This is a genomic window from Candidatus Atelocyanobacterium thalassa isolate ALOHA (assembly GCF_000025125.1).
In the GTDB taxonomy this organism is placed as follows: domain Bacteria; phylum Cyanobacteriota; class Cyanobacteriia; order Cyanobacteriales; family Microcystaceae; genus Atelocyanobacterium; species Atelocyanobacterium thalassae.
Window position 1 is genome coordinate 1,034,435 of record NC_013771.1, and the last position, 25,248, is coordinate 1,059,682.

Annotated in this window: 19 protein-coding genes; 4 read left to right on the forward strand and 15 right to left on the reverse strand. The window is 30.9% G+C overall.

The features are described from left to right. Positions 1-22: 22 nt before the first annotated feature. Positions 23-1,393: an efflux RND transporter periplasmic adaptor subunit gene (locus UCYN_RS04245; RefSeq protein WP_012954273.1), complete on the forward strand. Its 1,371-nt coding sequence runs from the start codon at positions 23-25 to the stop codon at positions 1,391-1,393. Between the two features lie 77 nt (positions 1,394-1,470). On the opposite strand, the gene UCYN_RS04250 is transcribed toward UCYN_RS04245, so the two are convergent. From UCYN_RS04250 to UCYN_RS04295, 10 genes are all read right to left on the reverse strand, one after another. Beyond that, positions 1,471-2,172, reverse strand: coding sequence for a response regulator transcription factor (locus UCYN_RS04250; protein ID WP_012954274.1), 702 nt, complete (start codon positions 2,170-2,172; stop codon positions 1,471-1,473). A gap of 30 nt (positions 2,173-2,202) precedes the next feature. Then, a complete protein-coding gene (locus tag UCYN_RS04255) occupies positions 2,203-2,496 on the reverse strand; it encodes a YkvA family protein (protein ID WP_012954275.1) in 294 nt (97 codons plus the stop codon). Between the two features lie 158 nt (positions 2,497-2,654). Further along, positions 2,655-3,686 (reverse strand): adenosine deaminase, encoded by a 1,032-nt coding sequence (locus tag UCYN_RS04260; protein WP_012954276.1) that lies wholly within the window; start codon positions 3,684-3,686, stop codon positions 2,655-2,657. Between the two features lie 276 nt (positions 3,687-3,962). Further along, positions 3,963-6,440: an ATP-dependent Clp protease ATP-binding subunit gene (locus tag UCYN_RS04265; RefSeq protein WP_012954277.1), complete on the reverse strand. Its 2,478-nt coding sequence runs from the start codon at positions 6,438-6,440 to the stop codon at positions 3,963-3,965. A 230-nt stretch (positions 6,441-6,670) separates the two neighbouring features. Next, on the reverse strand, positions 6,671-7,588 hold the full coding sequence (gene thrB, locus UCYN_RS04270; protein ID WP_012954278.1) for a homoserine kinase: 918 nt from the start codon (positions 7,586-7,588) through the stop codon (positions 6,671-6,673). 130 nt (positions 7,589-7,718) lie between these two features. Beyond that, a protein-coding gene (gene prfB / locus UCYN_RS04275) for a peptide chain release factor 2 (protein WP_148207769.1) occupies positions 7,719-8,829 on the reverse strand; the annotation gives its coding sequence in 2 pieces (ribosomal slippage) (positions 7,719-8,756 and positions 8,758-8,829; 1,110 coding nt in all). Positions 8,830-9,208: 379 nt separating this feature from the next. After that, positions 9,209-10,612, reverse strand: coding sequence for an alanine/glycine:cation symporter family protein (locus UCYN_RS04280; protein WP_012954281.1), 1,404 nt, complete (start codon positions 10,610-10,612; stop codon positions 9,209-9,211). Between the two features lie 118 nt (positions 10,613-10,730). Further along, the gene (locus tag UCYN_RS04285; protein WP_012954282.1) at positions 10,731-11,351 is read right to left on the reverse strand and encodes a CPP1-like family protein; all 621 of its coding nucleotides are present in this window, start codon (positions 11,349-11,351) and stop codon (positions 10,731-10,733) included. Between the two features lie 226 nt (positions 11,352-11,577). Beyond that, complete coding sequence (locus UCYN_RS04290; RefSeq protein ID WP_012954283.1) at positions 11,578-11,850, reverse strand: TatA/E family twin arginine-targeting protein translocase; 273 nt, start codon at positions 11,848-11,850, stop codon at positions 11,578-11,580. Between the two features lie 507 nt (positions 11,851-12,357). Further along, a complete protein-coding gene (locus tag UCYN_RS04295; RefSeq protein WP_012954284.1) occupies positions 12,358-14,133 on the reverse strand; it encodes an aspartate kinase in 1,776 nt (591 codons plus the stop codon). Positions 14,134-14,576: 443 nt separating this feature from the next. On the opposite strand from UCYN_RS04295, the gene shc reads away from it, so the two are divergent. Beyond that, the gene (gene shc, locus UCYN_RS04300; RefSeq protein ID WP_012954285.1) at positions 14,577-16,502 is read left to right on the forward strand and encodes a squalene--hopene cyclase; all 1,926 of its coding nucleotides are present in this window, start codon (positions 14,577-14,579) and stop codon (positions 16,500-16,502) included. Between the two features lie 101 nt (positions 16,503-16,603). On the opposite strand, the gene UCYN_RS04305 is transcribed toward shc, so the two are convergent. The 3 genes from UCYN_RS04305 to UCYN_RS04315 all read right to left on the reverse strand — a co-directional run bounded on the left by UCYN_RS04305 (position 16,604) and on the right by UCYN_RS04315 (position 19,771). Further along, entirely contained in the window at positions 16,604-17,053 is a 450-nt protein-coding gene (locus UCYN_RS04305; RefSeq protein ID WP_041487871.1) for an SRPBCC family protein, read from the reverse strand. Positions 17,054-17,360: 307 nt separating this feature from the next. Then, complete coding sequence (locus tag UCYN_RS04310) at positions 17,361-18,551, reverse strand: SGNH/GDSL hydrolase family protein (RefSeq protein ID WP_012954287.1); 1,191 nt, start codon at positions 18,549-18,551, stop codon at positions 17,361-17,363. A gap of 29 nt (positions 18,552-18,580) precedes the next feature. Beyond that, positions 18,581-19,771 carry an ABC transporter ATP-binding protein gene (locus UCYN_RS04315; protein ID WP_012954288.1) on the reverse strand — a complete coding sequence of 397 codons (1,191 nt, stop codon included), beginning with the start codon at positions 19,769-19,771 and terminating at the stop codon, positions 18,581-18,583. 751 nt (positions 19,772-20,522) lie between these two features. Between UCYN_RS04315 and UCYN_RS04320 the strand changes: the two genes are divergently transcribed. Beyond that, positions 20,523-21,398 carry an energy-coupling factor transporter transmembrane component T family protein gene (locus UCYN_RS04320; protein ID WP_012954289.1) on the forward strand — a complete coding sequence of 292 codons (876 nt, stop codon included), beginning with the start codon at positions 20,523-20,525 and terminating at the stop codon, positions 21,396-21,398. Between the two features lie 17 nt (positions 21,399-21,415). Here the strand turns inward: UCYN_RS04320 and UCYN_RS04325 are convergent, their stop codons facing one another. Then, on the reverse strand, positions 21,416-22,321 hold the full coding sequence (locus tag UCYN_RS04325; RefSeq protein WP_012954290.1) for an undecaprenyl-diphosphate phosphatase: 906 nt from the start codon (positions 22,319-22,321) through the stop codon (positions 21,416-21,418). Between the two features lie 496 nt (positions 22,322-22,817). Between UCYN_RS04325 and gltX the strand changes: the two genes are divergently transcribed. Continuing rightward, positions 22,818-24,269 carry a glutamate--tRNA ligase gene (gltX, locus tag UCYN_RS04330; RefSeq protein ID WP_012954291.1) on the forward strand — a complete coding sequence of 484 codons (1,452 nt, stop codon included), beginning with the start codon at positions 22,818-22,820 and terminating at the stop codon, positions 24,267-24,269. 134 nt (positions 24,270-24,403) lie between these two features. On the opposite strand, the gene UCYN_RS04335 is transcribed toward gltX, so the two are convergent. Continuing rightward, positions 24,404-25,066 (reverse strand): ABC transporter ATP-binding protein, encoded by a 663-nt coding sequence (locus tag UCYN_RS04335; protein WP_012954292.1) that lies wholly within the window; start codon positions 25,064-25,066, stop codon positions 24,404-24,406. Positions 25,067-25,248: the final 182 nt, after the last annotated feature.

A 25,248-nucleotide genomic window follows, 5' to 3' on the forward strand; every position in this document is an offset into this window, starting at 1 on the left:
TAATAATAGTCACGAATATAGATTGTCAAATAATATTATAGGGAAAAGCTCTCCTGATGATATAAAAATAATTGTTTTAAAACCAAAAATAGTTAAAATTTTTTCTGAATTTACAGGAACCATAGAAGCCAAAAATATATTAATCCTCAAATCAGAAATTTATGGGAAAATAAAACAAATTTTAGCTAAGGAAGGAGACAACATCACAAAAAATCAAATAATAATGGAATTTGATCCCGATAATTTGCAAGCAAAATTATTAGAATCACAGGCTAAGCTAGCTAGTACCAAAGCTAGATTATTGGAATTAGAAACTGGAAATCGTATTGAAGATCTGAAAGAAGCCAAGGCTAGATTAAGAGGTGCAAAAGTTCGTTTAAACAACACAAAAATAGGAGATAGTATTGAAGAGATTGCTCAAGCTAGAGCAAATTTAAATTCTTCACAGGCTAGTCTCGAATTAGCCCAGCAAAGAGTTGCTCGCTATAAAATGCTAAAAGAACAAGGTGTAATTTCTATTGATGAATATCAAGAACACATAACAATTCTACGTAGAGCAAGAGCTGATCTAGAACAAACTAAACGACGTTTGTCCCAACTCAAGAAAAGACGTTTAGCTGATTTAGATGAATTGACTACCGTTGTAGAAACAGAGTTACAAAATTTACAAAGACTACAAGCTGGTCCACGGCGAGAAGTTATTGCTCAAGCTAAAGCAGATGTTATAGAAGCAAGTGCACAACTTCAAACATCTCAAATTCATATTTCTAAGACTAAAGTTAAGGCACCTTTCTCTGGAGTAGTAGAAAATATTTTTACTAGAGATAATGAATATGTAAAAGAAGGAGATTCTTTAATAAGTTTAATAAACAACAATACTTTAAGACTGCGCTTAACTATTCCATTAAAATACAGTTCTCGACTAAGTATAGGTTTACCTGTAGAAATTATTGATGATTCGGAAAAAATAATTACTACAGGAAAAATTAGTTTTATATCTTCTAATATTATTAAAAACTCACAATCAATATTCATTAGAGCTAGTTTTAACAATTTAAATCAAAAACTTTTAAACGGTCAATTTGTTCGTGCAAGAATAATTTGGCAGAAAAATAGCAGCTTATCAATTCCAGCTAAATCTGTATATCATATTGGAAAAGAAAAATTTGTTTTTATAGTTAAAGATAATAATTCAGGGGAAAATAACATACCTAACTCAATAGCCAAGAGAGTTAAAGTTCAATTAAATAGTTTAGAAGGTGGTGATTATAAGGTAATTAATGGTTTAACTGCTTATGACAAGTTGATAGTATCCAACAATAAAAAATTAAAAGATGGAATGTTTCTTCAAAAACTAGATTCCCATGAGAAGAAGGTTAAAAATAGTAATTAAGAGATATGAGTTACCTTGAAAAACTAATAAAAATTATTATTTGTATATTGTTTTGATGTATTAAATTTGGTTAGAACTTAATATTGAGTTAATCCATGTTTTAATGCAAAACGTACTAACTCTGTGCGACTATTAGTTTCAGTCTTACCAAACAAACGACTTACATATTTCTCTACATTTCTAACACTTGTATTTAAACGAGCTGCAATTTCTTTATTCATAAGACCTTCTGCAACTAGGTCTAAAACACTTTTTTCTCTTGGAGTTAAATCGATTTTAATAGATGGTGGTATTACTGTTAAATGAGTTTTTTGTTGACCTAATTGTTCTTTTAGTCCTTTAATTTCTTGAGCTATCTCTTCTAGTTTTACAGAGTTATTACCAATTTTTTCATTAATTTTACGACGTTCTAGAAAACTTTTTACAATCGCTTCTAATTCTTCAGGATCAAAAGGTTTTGGTAAGTATGCGTCACACCCAGCGTTATAACCTTTAATACGATCAGCAGTCATACCTCTGGCAGTAAGAAAAATCAAAGGAATAGTTTGTAGACGGTTGTTATGACGTATTCTTTCTAAAAATTGGTATCCGTCTATTTCCGGCATCATAACATCAGAAATAATGATATCAGGAATTGTTGTTTCTAAAAGTTTCCAAGCTTCTTTCGCATTATTTGCGATTTTTACTATTAAATCACCATTGTATTCTAAGTATGCTTGTATAGAATCACACACACTTGGTTCATCATCAACTAATAAAATTACAGGAGAATTACTCATAGCTTATATCTTTTTAATGCTATTACAATTTTAATCTAAGTATTCATCAATAGAAGTTGCTTCAACTTCCACTGTTTCATTCTCTGATGATTTTTCTACGATAATTTGAGAAGGACCTTCGAATATTACTTTAATTAGCTCTGTTATTAGTAGAGTTAGAATAGCAAAATCATCTACTTGTCCTATTATGGGGAAAAAGTCTGGAGAGAAGTCTAAAGGGCTTATAAAATAAGCTAAAGTCCCTAAAATTACCCACCAGCGATATCTCTTGTTACGAATTAAGGATCTGTAACTATTGTAAATAGAACGTAAAGAAAGTTTCATTTAGTTAACTGTATTTAATATTTCAACATTAAATCAGGATATATTTATAGGCACTTATATCATTTCAGTATTTTAAATAGATAAAGTAATTATTTTTATATTAGAAATTATCAAACAATTTTCCATATTAATTTTTAAGTTTTACTAAATATTGATTATTAAGATCTCTGCAAAGATTTATCCTTTAAAAGACCAGTCAGTAAAGATGCAGGGGGCTTTTTGTAAGGCCAGGCAAAAGCATGTTGAAAAGCAAAATTTTGACATGCTTGTAATTGATGAAAATCAATTACATCTTGAGTTAAAAGATTTTCAAATTCAAAAGGTAGACGTACATTGTGCAATCCTGCATTATCTGTACAAATCGCTATATGTACTCCTGCTTCAAAGCAACGATCAAAAACTGTTTTTAGTTCATATAAATTTTCTAAATTTCCTGTTTTTAGATAAGTTGTTGGGCAAATTTCTAAGCATTGATTAGAACGTGCAATTTCTGGTAATAGTTCTGGAAATTTTAATGGTATCTGAATGCCATGACCAATCCTCATTAAATACGGAAGAAGTTCAGGGTAACAACCGTCAGAAGTTTCATAAAGGTGGCCGGTAGTATTTAATCCCAAGGCTCTTGCATATTTATATAAATCTATAAATTCATCTAATCTTTCACCATAATGGGAGTCTCCTCCTGCGACATCGATAGCACAAACATAATTTTTCATTTGAGCAGCTAAATCTACTATAGCTTTGTTAACCTCGTAAGGTAAGCGAGAATGCATGCAAAGAATTTGACTAATGACAATGGGGTATTCTTTGACTTGACTAGCTTTGCCAACTATTTTAACAATATTGGTCATAGCATCAATTCTTTCTGATTGCTCAAGATATTGAGGAGTGCGGAGATATGGGGTGTACCTTAACTCTAAATATGCTAAATGTTCAAAAATATAAGCTCCACGAATTAAACGGTAGATAAAATAAGGTAGTGTTTCCTCTGTTTGAACATTCTCTACTAAGGTATGTAACTCTAAATATTCATCTAGAGTTTTACGTTTGCGTGTATAGAATTCTTCAAAAACTGGATATTGAGGAAATCTTTGCGCCATTTTAGGGTCATGGCGTTTAAAATATCTCCAAAGAATACGCGGAACTACTGATCCTCCTAAATGGCGATGTAAATCTGCATATAGTGCCATAAAAATCTCCAAAGAATATATATTATGTTTTCCTTAAAACTATTAAGATAAAGAATATTTCAGAATAATTCCACTAAAGAATAATCTTTGATCTTAATAATGGTTTAAATAATAGAAAGTTCTATTTAGAATAGTCCTGTAGTTATCAAAATTTAACTAAAGTATATAAGATTTTCAATAATTAATTTAATTGATAGCTAATAGAAATAATTAATCTTAACAGAAAGCGGTAGAAGTAAATACTTCTACCGCTTTAAAAATGTCCAATTTTTGATTTTAAGAATCAGATGTTGAAGTTGAAATTGAATGAGGTTGTTTATCCTCTGCGACAATAATTTTAACCTGTCCTTGTTCATCAATATCTACTTCTGCAATATCTCCCTCCCTAACCTTACCTGAAAGAATTTCTTCGGCCAAGATGTCTTCAAGGAGACGCATAATAGCACGACGTAGTGGTCTTGCCCCATAAGAAGGATTGTAACCTTCTTCAACTAAGCGTTCTTTGAATTTATCAGTAACCTGAAGTGTAATTTCTTTTTCTGTCAACCGAGCAAATACTTCCTTCAAAAGAATTTCAGAAATTTCTTTAACTTCTTCTTTGTTTAGTTGACGGAAAACAATAATTTCGTCAAGTCTATTCAGAAACTCAGGACGGAAATATTCTTTTAGCTCTTCATTAACTAAAGAACGAATCCTGTTATACTGTGCATCTGCTTGATTATTTTCAAATTCAAAACCTAGTCCGCCGCCACCTTTCTCAATTACTTTAGACCCTATATTAGAAGTCATGATTAATAAAGTATTTTTGAAGTCTACTGTACGTCCTTTTGCATCAGTTAAACGACCATCTTCCAATATTTGTAATAACATATTGAAAATGTCTGGATGCGCTTTTTCAATTTCATCGAACAGAATTACAGTGTAAGGACGGCGGCGCACTGCTTCTGTTAATTGACCTCCTTCATTGTAACCAACATATCCAGGTGGAGATCCAATTAACTTAGATACAGTATGACGCTCCATATATTCAGACATGTCTAGACGGACCATTGCATCTTCCGAGCCGAAGAAATAAGCTGCTAACGCTTTAGTAAGCTCCGTTTTCCCTACACCTGTAGGGCCAGAAAAGATAAAACTAGCAATAGGACGATTAGGGTTTTTAAGTCCTACTCTCGCACGACGTATAGCTCTTGAAACAGCCTTCACAGCATCTTCTTGACCAATAAGTCTTTGATGCAAGGTTGTTTCCATGTTTAAAAGTTTTTCAGACTCGGTTTCTGTAAGTTTGTTTACAGGCACTCCTGTCCAGGAAGCAACAATATGAGCTATTTCTTCTGAATCTACAAAAGGTTCATCGTTTTCTCCTTCTCCTTTTTTAGTGGAAGAAATTGAACGAATCTTCGATTTGATCTCCATTTCTTGATCTCGTAGCTGTCCTGCATGATTAAAATCTTGCGAGCGAACCGCATCGTCTTTCTGTTTTAAAATTGTGCGTAATTCTTTGTCTAATTCTTTAGCCTCAGGAGGAAGCTGAGAGTTTATTAAGCGTACTCTAGAACCTGCTTCATCTATGAGATCAATAGCTTTATCCGGAAGAAAACGATCAGAAATATAACGATCTGATAGTTTAGCAGCGGCTTCTAGAGCCTCATCTAAGATTTTAAGCTTATGATGTTGTTCATAACGTTCTCTTAAGCCATAGAGAATTTGAACAGTTTCTTCTACAGTTGGCTCTCCAACCATCACTGGCTGAAAACGTCTTTCTAAAGCAGCATCTTTTTCAATATGTTTACGATATTCGTCAAGAGTAGTCGCTCCGATACATTGGAGTTCTCCTCTTGCCAAAGCTGGTTTTAAGATATTAGCCGCATCAATTGCCCCTTCGGCAGCACCAGCGCCAATAAGAGTATGAACTTCATCAATAACTAAGATTATATTCTCTGTTTGACGAATCTCTTCCATGATTTTTTTAAGACGTTCTTCAAACTCTCCACGATACTTGGTTCCTGCTACTAATAAACCTATATCAAGAGTTACAACTTTCTTATCTTCAAGGATGTCAGGAATATCTTGGTCAGCAATACGTTGAGCAAGTCCCTCGGCAATTGCTGTTTTACCGACACCTGGTTCTCCTATAAGAACTGGATTGTTTTTAGTACGACGCCCAAGAATTTGAATTACTCGCTCAATTTCTTTTTGTCTACCTACAACTGGATCAAGTTGCCCATCTGTAGCTAACTGAGTCAAATTAGAACCGAATTCATCAAGAGTAGGAGTTTTAGTTCTACCTGGTGCTACACCTCCTGCAGCAACTTCTGCAGTCTCTCCCAGTTGACGAATAACTTGGGTTCTTACTTTAGAGAGATCTACACCGAGATTTTCAAGGACTCGTGCTGCGACTCCCTCTCCTTCTCTGATTAATCCTAATAAAAGATGCTCTGTTCCAATGTAGTTGTGTCCCAATTGCCTGGCTTCCTCTAAGGAAAGTTCCAGAACTCTTTTTGCTCTTGGGGTAAAAGGAATTTCAACAGCGACGAAACCTGAACCACGTCCAATAATTTTCTCAACTTCAATACGAGCATCTTTAAGATTAACTCCCATAGATTTAAGAACTTTGGCTGCGACTCCAGTTCCTTCGCCGATTAACCCTAGAAGAATTTGTTCTGTCCCGACAAAGTTATGCCCAAGACGACGAGCCTCTTCCTGGGCAAGCATAATTACCTTAATAGCTTTCTCTGTAAAGCGTTCAAACATATTATTTGTCCATCATCTGCTGCTTTCCCTTGTAAGCTAATCTTAACACAGCTTCTTATCTCTACTACCTATATGAGAACCTAGAGTATCATTATTGTATAAAGTTTTTATTTTCTCCTCATGCTATTAGCCCTTGTATGATTACAGTGTAGGGTTTAATCATATTTTGCCTAAATCTTATATTTTAAGTTTATTTATTTAAAATATTAAAAATATCTAAATTTATTCTTTTAAAGATAATGAATCTTGACTCCATAATTATCTATAGAAAGTATTTGCGTTTCTGAATTAACTTCTTCTTTCAACCATGCTTCTTTTATCACATATTTAATATTATCAGCATTTTTAAAATTGCTTAGAATCAATAGAGTAGGACCAGCACCACTAATTACCACGCCATATGCTCCTGCTTTAATAGCGGCTTGCCTCACATTCTCATAACCTTTAATAAAATGCTGACGATAAGGTTGATGAAGCTTATCATGTAATGCCTCGGACAACCATTTTGCATTACCCGTTTCTAGGGACTTAATCAATAATCCAATATGAGAAATGTTAAAAACTGCATCACTCATAAGTACTGTTTTTGGTGTAACAGATCTAGCTTTTTCCGTTAATAATTCAAAGTTAGGGATAGCAACAATAGGTACAATCGAAGAATGCCAGTTTAATGGACATATTTCCCAGTCAGTATTTTTTTTAACAGCAAGTTGGCATTTTCCAAATAAAGCAGGTACAACATTGTCAGGATGACCTTCTATTTGTATAGCTAAATTCATTAAATCAATTTTTGACAAAGGCTGACCGGCCAATTCATTAGCCCCGATCAAACCGCCTACAATTGCTGTAGCTGAGCTTCCTAAGCCTTTGGATAATGGTATTCCTAATTTGATTTTAATTGAGATTATTGGTAATGGTTCTCCAATATGACGGTATAGATAGGTAAACGCCTTGTATACTAAATTATTGTGATCACATTTAACCTTATCAGCTTCTTTTCCTATTACATAAATATCTAATTGAGATTTACTTTTTTCTTCTTTGGTAAAGTAAAATTGATTATACATAGTCAAGGCAGAGCCTATACAATCAAATCCTGGACCTATATTTGCCGTCGTTGCAGGAACAATAACACTGATAGTAGACATAGTAAACTTATTGAATAAAAGCCTCTCTACATACAATACTAAATATTTTATATAAAGATTACAAAATATAAAAAATAACTAATACATAATTCTTATCTAGAATTAAAGTTTTTTCAAAAGATTACTTTATTTATTGAGGCTTATTTGTATTATGTAAATAAGCCTCAATGAATAAACCCAAGTCGCCATCCATCACGTCATTAATATTTGTAGTTTCTACATTTGTTCTTAAATCCTTGACCATTTGATATGGATGAAATACATAACTACGAATTTGATTTCCCCAAGCAGCTTCAACTATATCACCTCTAATTTCAGCAATTTTTTTAGCTCTTTGTTCTTGAGCAATAATTAGTAATTTTGCTTTTAATAAAATAAGAGCTTTTTCTTTATTTTGTAGCTGTGAACGTTCTTGAGTACATCGAACTGAGATACCTGTTGGTAAATGAACAATACGGACAGCCGTCTCGACTTTATTAACGTTTTGTCCGCCTTTACCGCCAGAACGTGTAGTTGTAATTTCTAAATCTTTATCAGGAATCTCTACTTTAATATCATTTCCTTCTAATTTAGGCATTACTTCAATTCCAGTAAAACTTGTTTGGCGTTTTCCATTAGCGTTAAAAGGAGAAATCCTTACTAATCTGTGTGTTCCTTTTTCTCCTTTCAAATATCCAAAAGCATAACAACCTTCAAATTCTAATGTGGCAGATTTAATCCCAGCTTCATCTCCTTCAGAAATCTCAACTAAATTAACTTTATAACCTTGACTTTCTCCCCATCTTCTATACATTCTTAGTAACATTTCTGACCAATCTTGAGCATCTGTTCCACCAACTCCTGTATTAATATTTAGAATGGCCCCTTTTATATCGTATGTTCCTGATAAAAGCTGTTGTAAATCCCAGTTATCTAAATTTTTCTTTAACTGTGTAATATTGTTTTGGGCTTCTTCTAGTAAAGATTTATCATTATCTAGGATTAGTAAATCCATGATAATTTTAGTATCTTCTAGCTTGTTATACCATTGATGATACTGATCTAATTGTGACTTGAAATTACTAAGTTCTTGTGAAATTTTTTGTGCTGTTTCAGGATTATCCCAAAAATTAGGCTGTATTGTAGTATTCTCTAAATCTTTAATACTAGCCTGCAGTGCTGGCAAGTCAAAGATATTCCTGGGTTTTGCCCAGGCGTGTATCCAAAAGCTCAATATCTTTTTTTAATCCTGTAATTTCCATATACTCAACTTTTTTAAAATCTAATTTGTAATACATATTTGTTATATGACCAATACATTAACATCTAAATATGTGTTCTAGTAAATTTCAATATTTTCAACTTACCTAGTTTAAATATAGTTTTTACCATAATACCAATGGTCTATATTGTCCTCTAACAGTAATAAAATTTTGATATAGTCAATAATACATAAACACTTTAATGCAACTACTCAATTAATTTATTGTATAAAAATTAAAAAGTAAATTAGTTTTGTTTAAGAAATATTCATATAAATATTTGCAAATCTCAAGACGTTTTTGTATTTAGATCAATAATAGAATTTATGCTTTAATAAAACATAAAAACTATCTACATAGTTGGTTTTTATGTTTTACCTTAGATAGTAATTGTTTTTTGCCAATATTTTTTCAATTCTTTTGCTACTTTATTCGATAGAAGAATACATCCTAAGATATTGGGTATAGCTAATGTTAAGAGCATCATATCACTAAAATCTAATACAGCTCCTAAATTCACTACTGAGCCAATAAAAATACAGAATAGGAAAACTATTTTAAAAATAATAGAATTCGATTTACCAAATATATAGACCCAGCATTGTTCACCGTAATAACACCAAGTAATCATTGTTGAAAATCCAAACATACACATAATACTTGCTAATACTACAGGAGACCATTGAATAACTTGGGCAAAAGCTGTCATAACCAATATGGAACCATTGATGCCATTTCCGACTGTAGTCCAATAAACTTGAGTTGTAGCAATAACCAAAGCTGTTAAATTACAAATAACTACTGTATCGAGAAAAGGTTCAAGAATTGAAACAATACCTTCTTGTATCGGCTCTTTTGTTTTTGCAACAGCATGAGCAATTGCAGCAGATCCTAAGCCAGCACCATTTGAAAAAACACTACGTCGAATCCCTTGAATTATAATGCCTACCAAGCCTCCTTCTATTCCTCTTGGAGAAAAAGCCTCTGTAAAAATAGTAGTAAATGCATGAGGTATCGCAGTAAAGTTAGTTTTTAGAATCCATAAACATCCTAGTATGTATATAACTGACATCAAGGGAACTAATCTACTAGTGATAACTCCTATACGACTAACACCGCCTATGATGACCAAACCTACTAGAAAAGCAAGAACTAAACCAACTGCCCAATCATAAGATTGTAAAGCAGGAAAGACAACAGCTAAAGCCATAAATGATTGATTGACTTGGAACATGTTTCCTCCTCCTATCGCTGCACCTATGCCAGCAAAACAATAAGCTACAGCTAATATTTTACCTAGCTTTTCTTTACCTATTTCTTTCAATCCTTTAGATAGATAATACATTGGGCCTCCAACAGTAGTTCCATCTAGACCTATGGTCCGATATTGAGACCCTAAAGTACATTCTACAAATTTGCTAGACATCCCAAATATTCCAGCTAGTGTCATCCAAAATACTGTACCTGTACCTCCTAGCTGAATAGCGATGGCTACACCTGAGATATTACCTAGTCCGATACTAGCTGATAAAGCTGTTGTTAAAGCTTGAAAAGAAGATATCTCTCCCTGAATTTCGTTTTCAGGATCAATTTTGTCAGGATAGTCTAGGTCTTCTACTAGTTGGGATTTTGATTTTTGGTTTTTATAGAAACTAATATTTTTTTTAGAAGATGTAGGTTTTTTATGATGACTTTTATGTTGACTATAAACTATTTTTAAAGCGTGTTTAAAGCCAACAATATTAATAAATCCCATTCTTAGGGTAAAAAAAATACCTCCCATTAATATCCAAAATATTATTACGGGAAAATGGGCAATCTCAAAAAAGAGTATTTGTTTAATAAAAGTAACTAGGTTCGAAAAAAAATAATCAATATTATAAAGGAAATGATTCACAGATCTAATGTAAAAAGCTACTACTTAGCCAAAAAATAAAAAATACAACAATACTAACAAAAGATTGACTAAATTCTTCTGTAATGTTGGAATCGTAAAATAGTTGAATAATGCTTCCTCCAGCAATCATTCCTAAGCTCAACATAATTAAAGTGATTAGTAAAGCACGATTAAGTTTATTTTCTTTTTTATTTAGAAAATAAATATTAACAAAAACTCCTAACGCTAGGAAAAGTGGAGTTAGAGAAGATTGAGGACGCAAAAATCCTACTAAAAGTGATAGAGCAAGAAATATTCCTGTCTTCAATAAGATATCATTAAAAGACGGAATATCAATAAATTGTTGAACCCAATCAAATATACTATTGAAATTAGAGGCTGAAAAATAAGAGCTAACTTTTTTTTCATGCTCAGCAAATCGAATATTATCAGGTACATTTACTTTACCTTCTTGACGTAGCTTTAGCCGTTCCATAACAATAGCATCATAAGCAGATTCAATACTTTCTATAGTTTCAAAATTATCACTATGCTTGTGGCTTAAGTGATCTTTTGCTTTTTGAATCTCTTCAAAAGGAGCTGTTTCGGAAACACCTAACTTTTCGTAGGGAGTTTTTTCACTCATCTAATATCTTCTTCCATATCTTGATTACTCATATTACCTAAATAAATAGGTTTCCTATTTTACTTTTTTAGTAAATCAAACCTGTTCAAGAATTTTTAATCGTTAAATCGATCAATATAGAAACAGTTTTTCTTTTGAAGGTTTCGAGTTGAAAATTTTATAAGTATCTCTAAAATAATTTTTTGAGTTAGAGTAAATATCATAAAATTTAAATAATATTTACATATTAAGAGTTGTGAATACTTGATTTATCAGTATTTGACTTGGGAGAGTTATCTACCTTATCATCTTCAAGTTCAGCATTCATACTAAGAGAATCTTGAAGATGTTGAGTTTCACGTTTAAATTCATCTTCAAATTCTTTTGAAGCGTCTTGAAATCCCTTGACAGCCTTGCCTAAACTCTTCCCTATTTCAGGTAACTTTTTAGGGCCAAATACTAATAGGCTGATGATTAAAATTACCGCCATTTCTGGCAATCCGATACCAAATATATTCATAAAATACTCCTTAAAATCAAAATTTACTTTCTATTCTATACGTACATTCAACCAAAATTGATACTTAGAAAATAAAAAATTCAGGTTTTCTCAAAAAGAAATAACTTTTCTACTAATGTACATATATCTATTGATTTACTGTCCTAACAAGTACTAAACATTATTATTTTCACAAAAAGCTTGATTTGCTTTGTTTTTAGAATATTTCACAAGATTAGTCTCCTTACTAATCTTATATTTTAAATAAAATTTTCTTTATTTACTCTATAAAAGATATTAATAATCATTATAGTTAATACATCTACAGTAATAATCAATGTAGGTCTACATAGAAATATAACAAGATATCTGAGCTAATTACAAGAAATTTCATTGTAGTCTTTATATTGCCATGTTTATTTAATTTTTTATAATTTCGTAATTCATTCTTTTTGTTTACTTAATAGTAGATATAATGGTTTAAACAGATAAATCATGAATATTTTTAATAAACCAATATATAAAAGTTTATTTATCTAGTTCAAAAGCATGATGAACTGCACTTAACGCTTCTATCGCTTTGTCTTTTGGAACTACACAACTAATTTTTATTTCTGAAGTTGCAATCATTTTAATATTTATATTTTCTGCTGCTAAGGCTTCAAAAAATTGAGCTGCTATTCCATGTTTTTCAGCCATCCCTGCACCAACAATACTCACTTTCGCAATATTTTCGTCTATTAAAATTTCATCAAAACCATCCGATAATTCTTTGAGCACTAAGTAAGCAAGCTTAGAATTTTCTTGAGCCACAGTAAATGCCATGTCGCGTGTAGGTTCTCCAGAAAAAATACGACAACGTTGAGATTGAATAATAGTATCCACGCTGATATTATTTCTTGCCAACACTCCAAAGATATTAGCTGCCATTCCAGGTTTATCTTTTACACGCCGAATTGCAATTTGGACTAACTGTGTATCTAAAGCGACTCCTCTAACAGGTGGTATAGGTAAAAAATCAGGTAATACATCGATTTTAGGAGAAAATTCTATTTCAAATTCTTTTTGTAAGGCTTGTACCGCACGGAAGCTATCATGTTGCCCAATAACACAACTAATCTTAATTTCTGAAGTTGCAATCATTTCAATATTGATATTTTCTTTAGCAAGAGTTTTAAACATTTTTGCAGCAATACCAGGACGACCAATCATTCCTGCTCCAGTAATAGCAATTTTAGCTACTCGTTTTTCTATAATAACTTCAACTTCTTGATAATGATTAGAATTAGTACGAAAAGTTGATGCGATCGCATCAACTACTGATTCTGCTTTTTGTAAAGAATTTTCCACTACAGTGAATGCTATATCGTTACTATTTTTTTCATGAATTGATTGAATAATAAGATCTACATTTACTTTCTGAGAAGCAATTTCTCTCAATAAGTGAGCTGCGATACCAGGGCGATCCGGAACTTTTAGAAGTGCAACTTTTGCTTGATTTTCATCTAACTCTATCCCATCTACTGCTTTTGTGATTTCCAGATCAACTAATGATCTAGATTGTGAGGTTGTTGATGTGACTAATGTTCCAGGATTATCGCTCCAACTAGAGCGTACGATCAGAGGAAGTCCAAAGTTTCGAGCAATTTCTACAGCCCTCGGATGTAAAACCTGTGCTCCTAAACTTGCTAATTCAAGCATTTCATCGGAAGTAATTTCTCTAATAAGCTGAGCACTCTTGACTAGACGAGGATCAGTTGTAAGTATACCTGGAACATCAGTATAAATTTCACAATAACTGGCTTTTAAAGAAGCAGCTAAAGCTACAGCTGAAGTATCAGAACCACCGCGTCCAAGGGTTGTTATTTCTAAACTATCAACACAGCTAACTCCTTGAAATCCTGCTACAACTACAATTTCATTTTGACGTATATGACGCTGAATTCTATCAGTTCTAATAGATAAAATTCTTGCATGACTATGTTCTGCTTCTGTAACAATTCCTACTTGAGAACCAGTTAAAGAAATAGCCCTTTTTCCTAGCTTTTGTAACGCCATAGTTACTAAAGCAATGGTTACTTGTTCTCCTGTAGATAACAACATATCCATTTCTCTTCGTGAAGGATTGGAAGTTATTTCTTGCGATAGCCCTACTAAAGTATCAGTGGTTTTGCCCATTGCAGAAACTACTACAACTATCTTTTTATCATTATTAGAAATCTTGCAGATACGTTGAGCAACGCTTTTAATGCGCTCCACTGACCCTACAGAAGTTCCTCCATATTTCTGAACAATTAGAGTCATAATTCAAATAAAAACAATATATTAATTGTTAAATCTAACAAAATCTCATAAACAACAAGGTTTATCAACTATATTTCCTAATAATCTAAGAAATATAAATAACCAGAAAATTAAAAATAATAATAAATAAAGATAATTATTAAAAAATACTTTAATAATTGTTGTCTAATATTTACAATTTTCTACGAACTTATTTAATTGCATTATTATCTAATATTGACATACAAAGCTAAAAAACTTAAATTATTTTTTTGTTTACTATAAGTAATTAAGTAATAAAATCTAAGTAGATTCATATAACATTAAGAACTTAAATAACAATATCAATAAATTTTAAATAATTTTTGAAAGCTCGCTGTACATTCTGCGAAAATTGTTACAATTTTCAAGTTAATTGTTTAGTTAATTCAAGAATACAAAATAAATCGTTTTAATTATTATTTATGGAAACGCAAAATCAAATTAATCAAGAATCTAATTCATCACTTGATAACGCTATTAACATTAGTCAAGACTATATACTTTCTTTACAGCATCCTGAAGGTTATTGGGTAGGGGAATTAGAATCTAATGTAACTCTTACAGCAGAGACTGTCTTGCTTTATAAGATCTGGGGGATCTCTGAAAGTCTTCCAAATTGTAAAATTAAAGCCTATTTATGTAATCAACAAAATAAATATGGTGGTTGGGAACTTTTTTATGGTGATGGTGGAGAGATTAGCACATCTATTGAAGCATATATGGCCCTGAGGCTTTTGGGAATGTCCAAAGAAGATTCTATTTTAGTAAATGCCAAAAAGTTTATCCTCAGTAAAGGAGGTATTTCTAAAGCTAGAATCTTTACTAAGTTTCATTTAGCATTAATCGGCTGTTATTCGTGGAAAGGCCTACCATCTATTCCGCCATGGATTATGGCCTTAAATAATAACTTACCTTTTACAATTTATGAAATGGCAAGTTGGGCACGGGAAAGTACCGTACCATTAATAATTGTTTTTGATAAACAACCAACTTTCCTTATTGATTCATCTTTTAATCTTAATGAGCTATATGTAGAAGAAATAGGAAAAATTCAATATGGACTCTCTTATAAAAATGATTGGACTGATATTTTTCTATGGTTAGACAAAATATTTCAAGTATTAGGAAAATTCAATCTAGTTCCTTTTAGAGAAAGAGGCTTACGTGAGGCAGAAAAATGGATGTTAAATCATCAACAAGAAAGCGGAGATTGGGGAGGAATTATGCCTCCTATGCTAAACTCTCTAATCGCATTTCGAACTTTAGGATATGATTTAGAAGATCCCTCTGTTAGAAGAGGTCTTGAAGCTATTCAACGTTTTTCTATAGAAAAAGATGAAGATTATTATGTTCAAGCTTGTGTTTCCCCTGTATGGGATACAGCTTGGATGATTAGAGCCTTAACTGAATCAGGACTGTCTAGAAATCATCTTTCTCTTCAACTAGCCGGAGATTGGCTGCTAAGCAAACAATGTTTGGACTATGGAGACTGGGCTGTTAAAAATAAGCTTGGAAAGCCCGGAGGATGGGCTTTTGAATTCACTAATCGTTTTTATCCTGATATTGATGATTCAGCAGCCGTAGTAATGGCTCTTGAAGGAATTAATTTGGTAAACGAACAACAAAAAGAAGCAGCTATCAGCCGTTGTCTTCAGTGGATAGAAACAATGCAGTCTAAAACTGGAGGATGGGCAGCTTTCGACATAGATAATAACCAGTCTTGGTTGAATGAAGTTCCTTATGGAGATCTCAAAGCAATGATTGATCCAAATAGTGCTGATATAACTGCAAGAGTATTAGAAATGTTAGGTTCATGTAATTTGAAAATTTCTGATAAACGTATTACAAAAGCCCTCAATTATTTGTATAGTGAACAAGAAAAAGATGGAAGTTGGTTTGGCAGATGGGGTGTTAATTATATCTATGGAACTAGTGGAGTATTGTCTGCATTAGCAGTTCTTAATTCTGATGAAAATCATTCACAGTTAAGTAAAGGAGTAAATTGGCTATTAAGCTGCCAAAATGAAGATGGTGGATGGGGAGAAACTTGTTTCAGTTATGATAATCCTAATTTAAAAGGAAAAGGTATAAGTACTGCTTCTCAGACTGCTTGGTCTTTAATTGGTCTATTAGATGCTGGGAAAGCTTTAAATAGTTTTGCTACTAATCATATTGATCGAGGTATAGAATATTTGTTAAATACCCAGACTAATTCAGGAACATGGGAAGAAGAAGAATTTACTGGAACTGGATTTCCTTCTCATTTCTATATACGATATCGTTTATACTGCATTTATTTCCCTTTAATCGCTTTAGGACGTTATAAACAGTTCAAGCATTTATTTTAAGTATTGTTTAAGAGACTTTTTAATAATTTTAATTTTGACAAGAGAGCAACTTAATTTATTAATCAAAATATATGAGAGAAGTCTAATAAAACATTACATAGTTATATTCTATTTTTGTTTTTCTTTAATGCATAATTTTTAAATCTTTTTAAATCTTCCAAAATGGTAGATTCAACTATTTGACCTAAAAATAAGTTATCCATTAATTTACCTAACCATCCTGGAATACTATAAGCAATAGTAAGTCTAACAATGCTACTACCTTGTCTATCATAAAATCTAATAGCTCCTCGGTTAGGTAATCCATTTACTGATTCCCATTGTATAATTTGGTTAGGTACTACTTTTAAAATTTTTGATATCCAGGTAAACTGAAATCCCCCACTAACCAACTTCCAACGTGACAAGTTAGGGTCGTCATCCAAAATTTCAACAGAATCAATCCATTTCATCCATTTAGGCATTTCCTTTAAGTCTGACCATAATTCCCATACTTGTTCGATAGGAATTTCTACTTCAATTTGTACGCTATGTTCTAACCAATTAGACATATTTAAATTATTAATTGTTGATGTATTACCCTGTCTTAAATTTATACATAAAAGATTCTTATATTTTAACATTTTTAAAATTTAACCCTTAGTATCTACCAAAAAGACGATATTTTATAGCCTAATATTATAGTTGTCTTATTACTTAATAAATATTTTTACTAATTTTATATTGACAACTAAAGCTTTGATATTAGATCTTTACTCACTTATTTTTAAATAGTTTAGAAAAAGGATTGGTTGTTAATAGCAACAACTTTTTTTTAAAAATTATATGTCCTAAGCCACAAAAATAGTTATTTCTAGGCTATTTTTGTAGTGAACAAATTTTATTACTAATTATTTCTCCAGCAATTTGATGTCCGAAATGATTCCAATGTCCATTCCCTAATTTAGTATTATTAAAACCATGCAAAAAAACTTTATTTTTATCAGCATAAGTCTGTAAAAGTGGGGCCAAGGCTAAAACTTTAAAATCTTTTATTCGTGACAATTTATAAATACGTTGATCAGGATAAAACTGATCATATATTGTGTAATCTTTAAAATATTTCTTTCTAACTAAAAAGTTGGGATAAACTTGAATAGGATTACTTAATGTCACTACCAAATAGTCGCTATTAAGCATATAACTTTCTTGCTGTATTAGCTTAATTGATTCATCTGTTAAATTCCATTCTTTTTGCCATATTGCAGAAGATTTTTTATATAAATCTGATATAAATTCAAGATTATGTAACTTATCCTCATCTTTCATCATTTCACTAGATATAGTCTCAGAATGCTGCTTATTTATAAGAACTCTAGTTTGATTGATTAACTGTAAAACATGAGATTTATTTACTAAAGCAAATAATTTTTTTCTGACAAAACTATTACGCCATTGATAAGTTTTAGTTTTTCTAAACGACATATCAAAATTATACTTATTATCTTTTAAACTCAAAAATGGACTAAATCTATCCTCGGGACTTAAAACCTTTGAATTATTAATAACATCATTATCAGTAAAAACCGTTAACAAAACCAGGTCAGGATGAAACTGACTAGCATAATATTTTAGTGTTGTATACTCTTGTGCAGTACCATAATCACCAACACCAAAATTTACTACCTCAATATTTTTGTTATCTAATTTTTGGCATTTAGATAATTTTTGTTCTACTAGCGACCAAAAAGTTTTATCTTTATCAAGCTGTATAGCTTCAGCAAATGAATCACCAATGACTACAACTCTAAAAGTATCTTTAATTTTCTTTTTTGTATAATTTTTATCTCTTAGTCCGATTTTATTGATTGATATTGATGCACTTCCTTCATGTTTCCATATTCCGAACATATGTTGTATGAGAGAATGTCCTCGATGAGAATCAACTTTATAAAAACTGGGATAAGAAATATTTAATATTTTTAAGCCAATCTCTCCAATAAATAAAGTGAAGGTTAAGCTACTAAAAATCAATATAAGATTATTTATAATTTTACTTCGTTTTGACATGTTTAGTTATTTCCTATTAAGAACCACTTTTATCTCAGCAAGGATTCTTCTGTTTCGGAATCGAATATATGAATCGCTTTTTCATTTATTGATAGCCATAGTGTGTCTCCTGTCTTAATTAAATTATTCCCTATATATTTAATTATGATTTTAATAGGAATATCACTTAATGTTTCAGTAAACAAGTGCATTTCGTTCCCCATATTTTCCACCAGAGTAACTTTTACTTGTAAATTATTTATGCTGGGAACGCTTAAAGTAATATGTTCAGGTCTAAATCCTAATATAGCTAATTTTTTGTTATGTCCTTTTAAATATATTCTCCGTACAGCAGGAATGGATAAACTAAATTTATCGTAAAAAATTGTTGAGCAATCTTCTATTGTTACTGGTAAAAAATTCATTGGTAGAGATCCAATAAAGCTTCCAACAAAACAATTAATAGGATTATTATATAGTTCCAGAGGAGATGCAACCTGTTGAATCTTTCCTTGATTCATAACAGCAATGCGATCACCCATTGTCATTGCTTCAGTTTGATCATGAGTAACATATATGGTTGTAATCTTTAATTGATTTTGTAGTTTAACAATTTGAGAACGAGTCTCTGTTCTTAAAATTACATCTAAGTTCGACATTGGCTCGTCCATTAAAAAAACTTTGGGATTTCTGGCGATTGCTCTTCCTAGAGCTACTCTTTGTCTTTGTCCTCCTGAAAGCTGCTTTGGTAACCTATGCAAAAGATTATCTAACTGTAATAGCTTACTAACTTGTTTTATCTTTTGATTGATATCTACTTCTAGAGCTGAATTATATCTGAATCTTTTAGGTAATAACTGGATTATATTATTTACAATTTTATCTATTTTTTTCTCCACCTTATTGATGCGACGTAATCCGAAAGCGATATTATCGTAAACATTAAGATGAGGATATAAAGCATAATTTTGAAAAACCATAGCTATATCACGCTGTTTAGGAAGAAGAGAGCCCACATTTTTTTCTCCTATTAAAACTTCTCCTGATGTAATAGTCTCTAAACCTGCTATGAGTCTAAGTAAAGTGCTTTTTCCACATCCTGATGGCCCTACTAGAACCATAAACTCCCCATCGTTAACATTTAAATTAATGTTTTGTAAAATTTTAACTTCAAAATCTTTTGATTTGTTTCTTTGACGGAAGAAACTTTTATTAATGTCTTTGAGGATAACCTTAGCCACTGTAATAAATTAGAAATAATAAATACTATATAAATAAAGCAGTCAAAACAAAATATATTAGATTATGTATAAAAATATTTTATGAAGTTAATCAATAAATATAATAATTGTGCATAAAAGACGAAAGCTAATAAATTTTTACATAACTATACGATGCATTGTAATATCACTTTAACAGTAATACTTTAAATATTGATAAATAGCAAGAAAATGATATTTTAATGAAAAAATATTAAATATGGAAGCATAATAAGTCTTTAGTACTATGTATTGACTTCCCATGTAGGATTTTAAATATAGCAAAGTACTTATTTTTTATATTTAGAATATTAGAGGATTATCCTTCAAAGTATATTTGATAATTTAGTTTTGAAAAAGTTTAATTATTTGTTCATTATAAGCCTATAATACGGATTAATATATTATTCTTGATTATTAGAAGTTAAAGGTTTTAACCTATTTCTAGGAAGATTTAATGTAAATTGATTTTATAAAGCTTATTTTTACCAATACCTAAAAAGTTCTTGATTTAATATATTGATTCTTTTTTTTTAATTATATAAGTGTCTTATTTATTGAATAATTTAAATATTATTCTGAATCTTAAGCATTTAAAATTAGAACGTTTCCCACATAAACTTCTTTTATATATTGAATAAAACTTTATAATTTATTTGATAAGATAATTTTTGTCTTATTTTTTAAATCAGAAAATTGATATCACAGATAATAAGTAAAATTTACAGTAATTATGGATCTATTGCGATCATTACCTATTGGACTTTATCTTGAAAAGCCCCTCACATGGCTACATTTACTTGATTCTAGAGTTAAGTTGATTTGGTTAATGTCTTTATTGCTTGCGAATAGATCATCTAGCCCAGAATGGCTGTTAGTTCTTGTAGGTTTTCTTGTAGTCTTGACTGTAGTTGTTAATATTCCTCTAAGAGTTTGGAAACAACAAATGGGATGGCTTTTAATTATTAGTTTTTTAGTATTTTTAATCATAGCTTTATCACCTGATGGATTAGCAATTTCTTCTCAACCTAGACTTCCAATAAATAATATATTAATACCAGGATCAAATTCTTATAATTATGTATTGCTCGATAAAGGAATTTTTCTCGTTACTCGTAGATCTTTAGAATTAGGAATAAGAATAGGTACTCATATTTTTGTAGCAGTTTATAGTGCCAATTTATATTTAGCGACTACTACTCCTGAGGCTATAACTGAAGGATTAGATTATTTATTGTCACCTTTAAGATTCTTTAAAGTTCCAATAACTGAAATTTTATTAATTTTCACTTTATCTTTACGTTTTATTTCCTTAGTCTTGGAAGAAATACAAAATCTTACTCGTTCTATTAAAACTAGAGCTATTAATTGGAAAAAATTAGGAATTAAAAAAAGCTTTCAAGTATGGATAGTAGTAATAGAAAAAATACTAGAAAATTTATTAACTAGAGCTAATGAAATTGCGACTACAATGGAAATTAGAGGTTTCATTAGTCCAAATAAACATAGAGTAAAATGGCATAAACTTTACTTAGTTAAAGGAGATTGGATCGCATTGTTTTTATTATTTCCTTTCTGGTACTTACGTTTTGTTTGGGGAGGAGTATAAGATAAATATTTACGCAATTAAGAGAGAAACATATCTATAAGGATAAATGAACCAAACCCTAAACGGTACCATACAAATATCCAAGTACTTTGTTTTTGCAGATAATTTATTAGCCAAGCAATGGATAAGTAAGAAAAAAAAATAGAAGAGAGTATTGCTGTAAATAGAGGTAGTATCGTTTCCTGAGAAAATCCGGTATTAAAAATCTCAATTAATTCATACAACCCTACTATCGTTATCGCAGGAATACCTAGCAAAAAAGAAAATCGTGCTGCTGTTTCTCGATTCAAATTTAGAAATAATCCTAAAGTAATTGTTGAGCCTGACCGAGAAACTCCAGGAATTATAGCCAAAGATTGAATAGTACCCATCAGAAATGCATCTTGCCATTTTAATTTATCAAAGGTACGCTCATATTTACCAACTTTTTCCGCCAATGCTAGCAATAAAGACATAATAATAGAAGAAGCTGCAACCATTTCACTACTACGTAAAATAGAGTTATCCATATCAGTCATAAAAGTTTTTGTTAAATATCCAATTAAAAGGAAAGGTAATGTACCCATAAAAATACCAAATCCCATGCGAAGATCATGAGATTCTAAATCATGATCCTTAATTGCTATAAATGTACCCATAATAATCTTTTTCAAATCTGACCAAAAATACCATACAACTGAAATAATACTTCCTAACTGAATTACGGCAGAAAAATTTACTCCTGGATCTCCCCAACCTAAATAAGAAGGGATAATTTGTAAGTGAGCTGTGCTACTAATAGGTAAAAATTCTGTCAATCCTTGTATCATGCCCAAAATAATAATTTGAAAATAGTTAAAACTCTCAATTGTTGAAGATGGATTTTCTAATGTTATGTTTTGATTTGTTGATACCTGAGAAAATATTAGAGCGAGAAAAAACATAATTTATTGAACCAAAAATAAAAGATTTAAGCTATTTAAAGTTAGCTTATAGGCTAGCATTTTTAGTATATACTTCCAAGCATTTTATGTTTTGACAAACTGAAAAAATTTAAGCCATAGCAGAATACAGAAATATGCATAGTTAAAACTTAAAAGTAGAAATTTTCAAGATATAAGTTTTAACACTAATAGTATTATGATTTAGTAAGTACTTATGATATGAGTATGTATGAAATGTCAATGAGATAGAATTAATGATTAGGTATTTTGTAGTCAAAAAGCTACAATTCTAATGGTTAGATATCAAAAAGACTGCTATGGGACAATTATTTAATTAATTGTATTAAAGAATTATTACTAAGATTATTTTTAGGTTTTACTTCAGTAAAAGAAAATAGTATTAACATATAAAAGATGAAAATTAATAGTTAAATTTTTTCTGTCTTTAACTCCATTAGAATATATTAGAGCCAATCTTGACTTTGAGGAAATTTTTGTGACAGTAAGAGTTCGTATCGCTCCTAGTCCTACCGGAACTTTACATATTGGTACTGCTAGGACAGCTATTTTTAATTGGTTATTTGCAAGTCGATACAAAGGTAAATTTATTTTACGTATCGAGGATACAGATGAGCAACGTTCTAAGCCTGAATTTGTTGAAGATATAAAATCAGGTTTGGCTTGGTTAGGTTTGATTTGGGATGAAGGACCTTTTTTCCAAACTCAACGATTAAGTTCTTATCATAAAGCTATTCAACAGTTACTTGACCAAGGTCTTGCATACCGATGCTACTGTACTTCGGAAGAGTTGGAGAATATGAAAGAAATACAAAAATCTAACAATCAAGCACCTAAATATGATAATCGTCATCGTTATCTAACAGCGGAACAAAGAGAAGCCTTTGAAGCAGAAGGAAGAAAGGCCGTCATTAGATTCATAATAAATGAAGAACAAGAAATTCGTTGGAATGATTTGATTAGGGGGCATATGATATGGAAAGGTACTGATCTTGGTGGAGATATGGTAATTGCCCGCGTTAAAGAAAGTTCAGATCAGCTGTTTGGACAACCTCTTTATAATCTTGCTGTAGTGGTAGATGATATTGATATGAATATCAGCCATGTAATTCGTGGAGAAGATCACATAGCAAACACAGCCAAACAAATTTTATTGTATGAAGCATTAGGCAAAACAATTCCTTATTTTGCACATACACCTTTAATCTTAAATAAAGAAGGCCGTAAACTTTCAAAAAGAGATGGAGTTACTTCTATTAATGACTTCCAAAAAATGGGATTTTTATCAGAGGCCCTTGTTAATTACATGAGTCTTTTAGGATGGACTTTATCTGATAGCACCCAAGAGATTTTTTCATTAAAGGAAATTGCAGAAAGTTTTGACTTAGAACGTGTTAACAAAGCAGGTGCTAAATTTGATTGGGACAAACTAGATTGGGTTAATAGTCAATACCTTCACAAGATGCCAGTACAACAATTATTAGATTTACTAATACCATATTGGAAAGAAGCTAATTATCCTATTGATATAAATCTTGATCTTCAATGGCTGGAACGTATAACTATTTTAATTCAACCTAGCTTAGTTCGTTTGAATGATGTTATAAGAGAGAGCTCTTTTTTCTTTGGTGAAAATATAAATTATAGCAATGAAGCTCTACTACATATGGAGCAAGATAATGCTATGGATATTATTCAATTAGCTCTAGCGAAAATTGAAAAATATCCTATATTAAATGAAGATGAAATTAAAGAAATAATTAGTGAAATTGTTAAAACACTTAAAGTTAAAAAAGGATTAGTAATGCGCTCTCTTAGGGCAGGATTGTCTGGAAAATTGAATGGTCCAGACTTAATTGAATCTTGGAGTATATTAAACATAAAAGGATGGGATAAAAGTCGTTTGAAGAATTTATTGAGTATGTTATGAGGCTGAAAGACATAAGTATATTTAATATACTTATGTCTTTCAGCATGCTACTAGTATTCTCTAAAGTAAAAATAACTAGGCTACATACACATAGTGAATTAAAAGTTTTTTAGCTTTATTGACTTAGATGATTATTACTTAATTTTCCCTTGCTCTAATTTCAAAATATATTTGGAAAAACTTTTCACAACTTCTAAATCATGACTAACTATGACGATAGCAGTTTGTGTGTATTGTGTAATATTAGTAAGTAATTTTATTATCTGATTAGCTTTAAGACTATCCAGTGAAGAAGTAGGTTCATCTAAAAGTAGTATTTTAGGTTCAATAATTAAACCTCTAGTAATTCCAATTATTTGCCGTTGTCCTAAAGAAAGTTCTGACTCATAACGTTCTAACCATTGATTTGGAATAGATAATCTAGACTTCCATTTTTGAAGTCTTTGATTTATCTCAGCTTTTGAAATATTTTGAAGCTTTAGTGCATAAGATAAAGCTTCATTAACGCTCATTCCCAGTAGCTTAGGTTCTTGCGGTACTAAAACTATTTGCTGCCGCAAATCAATAATAGGAATTTTTTCTAATGGTTGAGAACAAAAAAGAATTTTTCCAGTACTTGGTTCCTGTAAACGATTAATTAAACGTAATAATGTCGTTTTTCCGGATCCAGATGGGCCTATTAATACTAAACGTTCCCCAGTAATAAGGTTAAATGAAATTTCTTTTAAAAGTTGACTTTTTGAAAGAGGATCAGTTAACCCAACATTAGATAATTGTAATAAAAATTGTTTGGACATTTATGACTGTATTTTAAATATCTTAAACTACATATAATTTTTTATATGACACAGATTATGTACTATTCAACCGCCCCAACACTGTCTATGATGTTAGATTTTTATATTAAAACTTTTAGCATACCAGTCATATGAATTTTAATAGTAAGTTCCTATTTTTAACAGCTAATGAATATATTAGA

Coding starts and splice junctions, on each gene's coding strand:
- UCYN_RS04250 (WP_012954274.1), bottom strand. CDS start 2,172: ATGAGTAATTCTCCTGTAATTTTATTAGTTGATGATGAACCAAGTGTG.
- UCYN_RS04255 (WP_012954275.1), bottom strand. CDS start 2,496: ATGAAACTTTCTTTACGTTCTATTTACAATAGTTACAGATCCTTAATT.
- UCYN_RS04260 (WP_012954276.1), bottom strand. CDS start 3,686: ATGGCACTATATGCAGATTTACATCGCCATTTAGGAGGATCAGTAGTT.
- UCYN_RS04265 (WP_012954277.1), bottom strand. CDS start 6,440: ATGTTTGAACGCTTTACAGAGAAAGCTATTAAGGTAATTATGCTTGCC.
- thrB (WP_012954278.1), bottom strand. CDS start 7,588: ATGTCTACTATCAGTGTTATTGTTCCTGCAACGACGGCAAATATAGGT.
- UCYN_RS04280 (WP_012954281.1), bottom strand. CDS start 10,612: ATGGGAGGTATTTTTTTTACCCTAAGAATGGGATTTATTAATATTGTT.
- UCYN_RS04285 (WP_012954282.1), bottom strand. CDS start 11,351: ATGAGTGAAAAAACTCCCTACGAAAAGTTAGGTGTTTCCGAAACAGCT.
- UCYN_RS04290 (WP_012954283.1), bottom strand. CDS start 11,850: ATGAATATATTTGGTATCGGATTGCCAGAAATGGCGGTAATTTTAATC.
- UCYN_RS04295 (WP_012954284.1), bottom strand. CDS start 14,133: ATGACTCTAATTGTTCAGAAATATGGAGGAACTTCTGTAGGGTCAGTG.
- shc (WP_012954285.1), top strand. CDS start 14,577: ATGGAAACGCAAAATCAAATTAATCAAGAATCTAATTCATCACTTGAT.
- UCYN_RS04305 (WP_041487871.1), bottom strand. CDS start 17,053: ATGTCTAATTGGTTAGAACATAGCGTACAAATTGAAGTAGAAATTCCT.
- UCYN_RS04310 (WP_012954287.1), bottom strand. CDS start 18,551: ATGTCAAAACGAAGTAAAATTATAAATAATCTTATATTGATTTTTAGT.
- UCYN_RS04320 (WP_012954289.1), top strand. CDS start 20,523: ATGGATCTATTGCGATCATTACCTATTGGACTTTATCTTGAAAAGCCC.
- UCYN_RS04325 (WP_012954290.1), bottom strand. CDS start 22,321: ATGTTTTTTCTCGCTCTAATATTTTCTCAGGTATCAACAAATCAAAAC.
- UCYN_RS04335 (WP_012954292.1), bottom strand. CDS start 25,066: ATGTCCAAACAATTTTTATTACAATTATCTAATGTTGGGTTAACTGAT.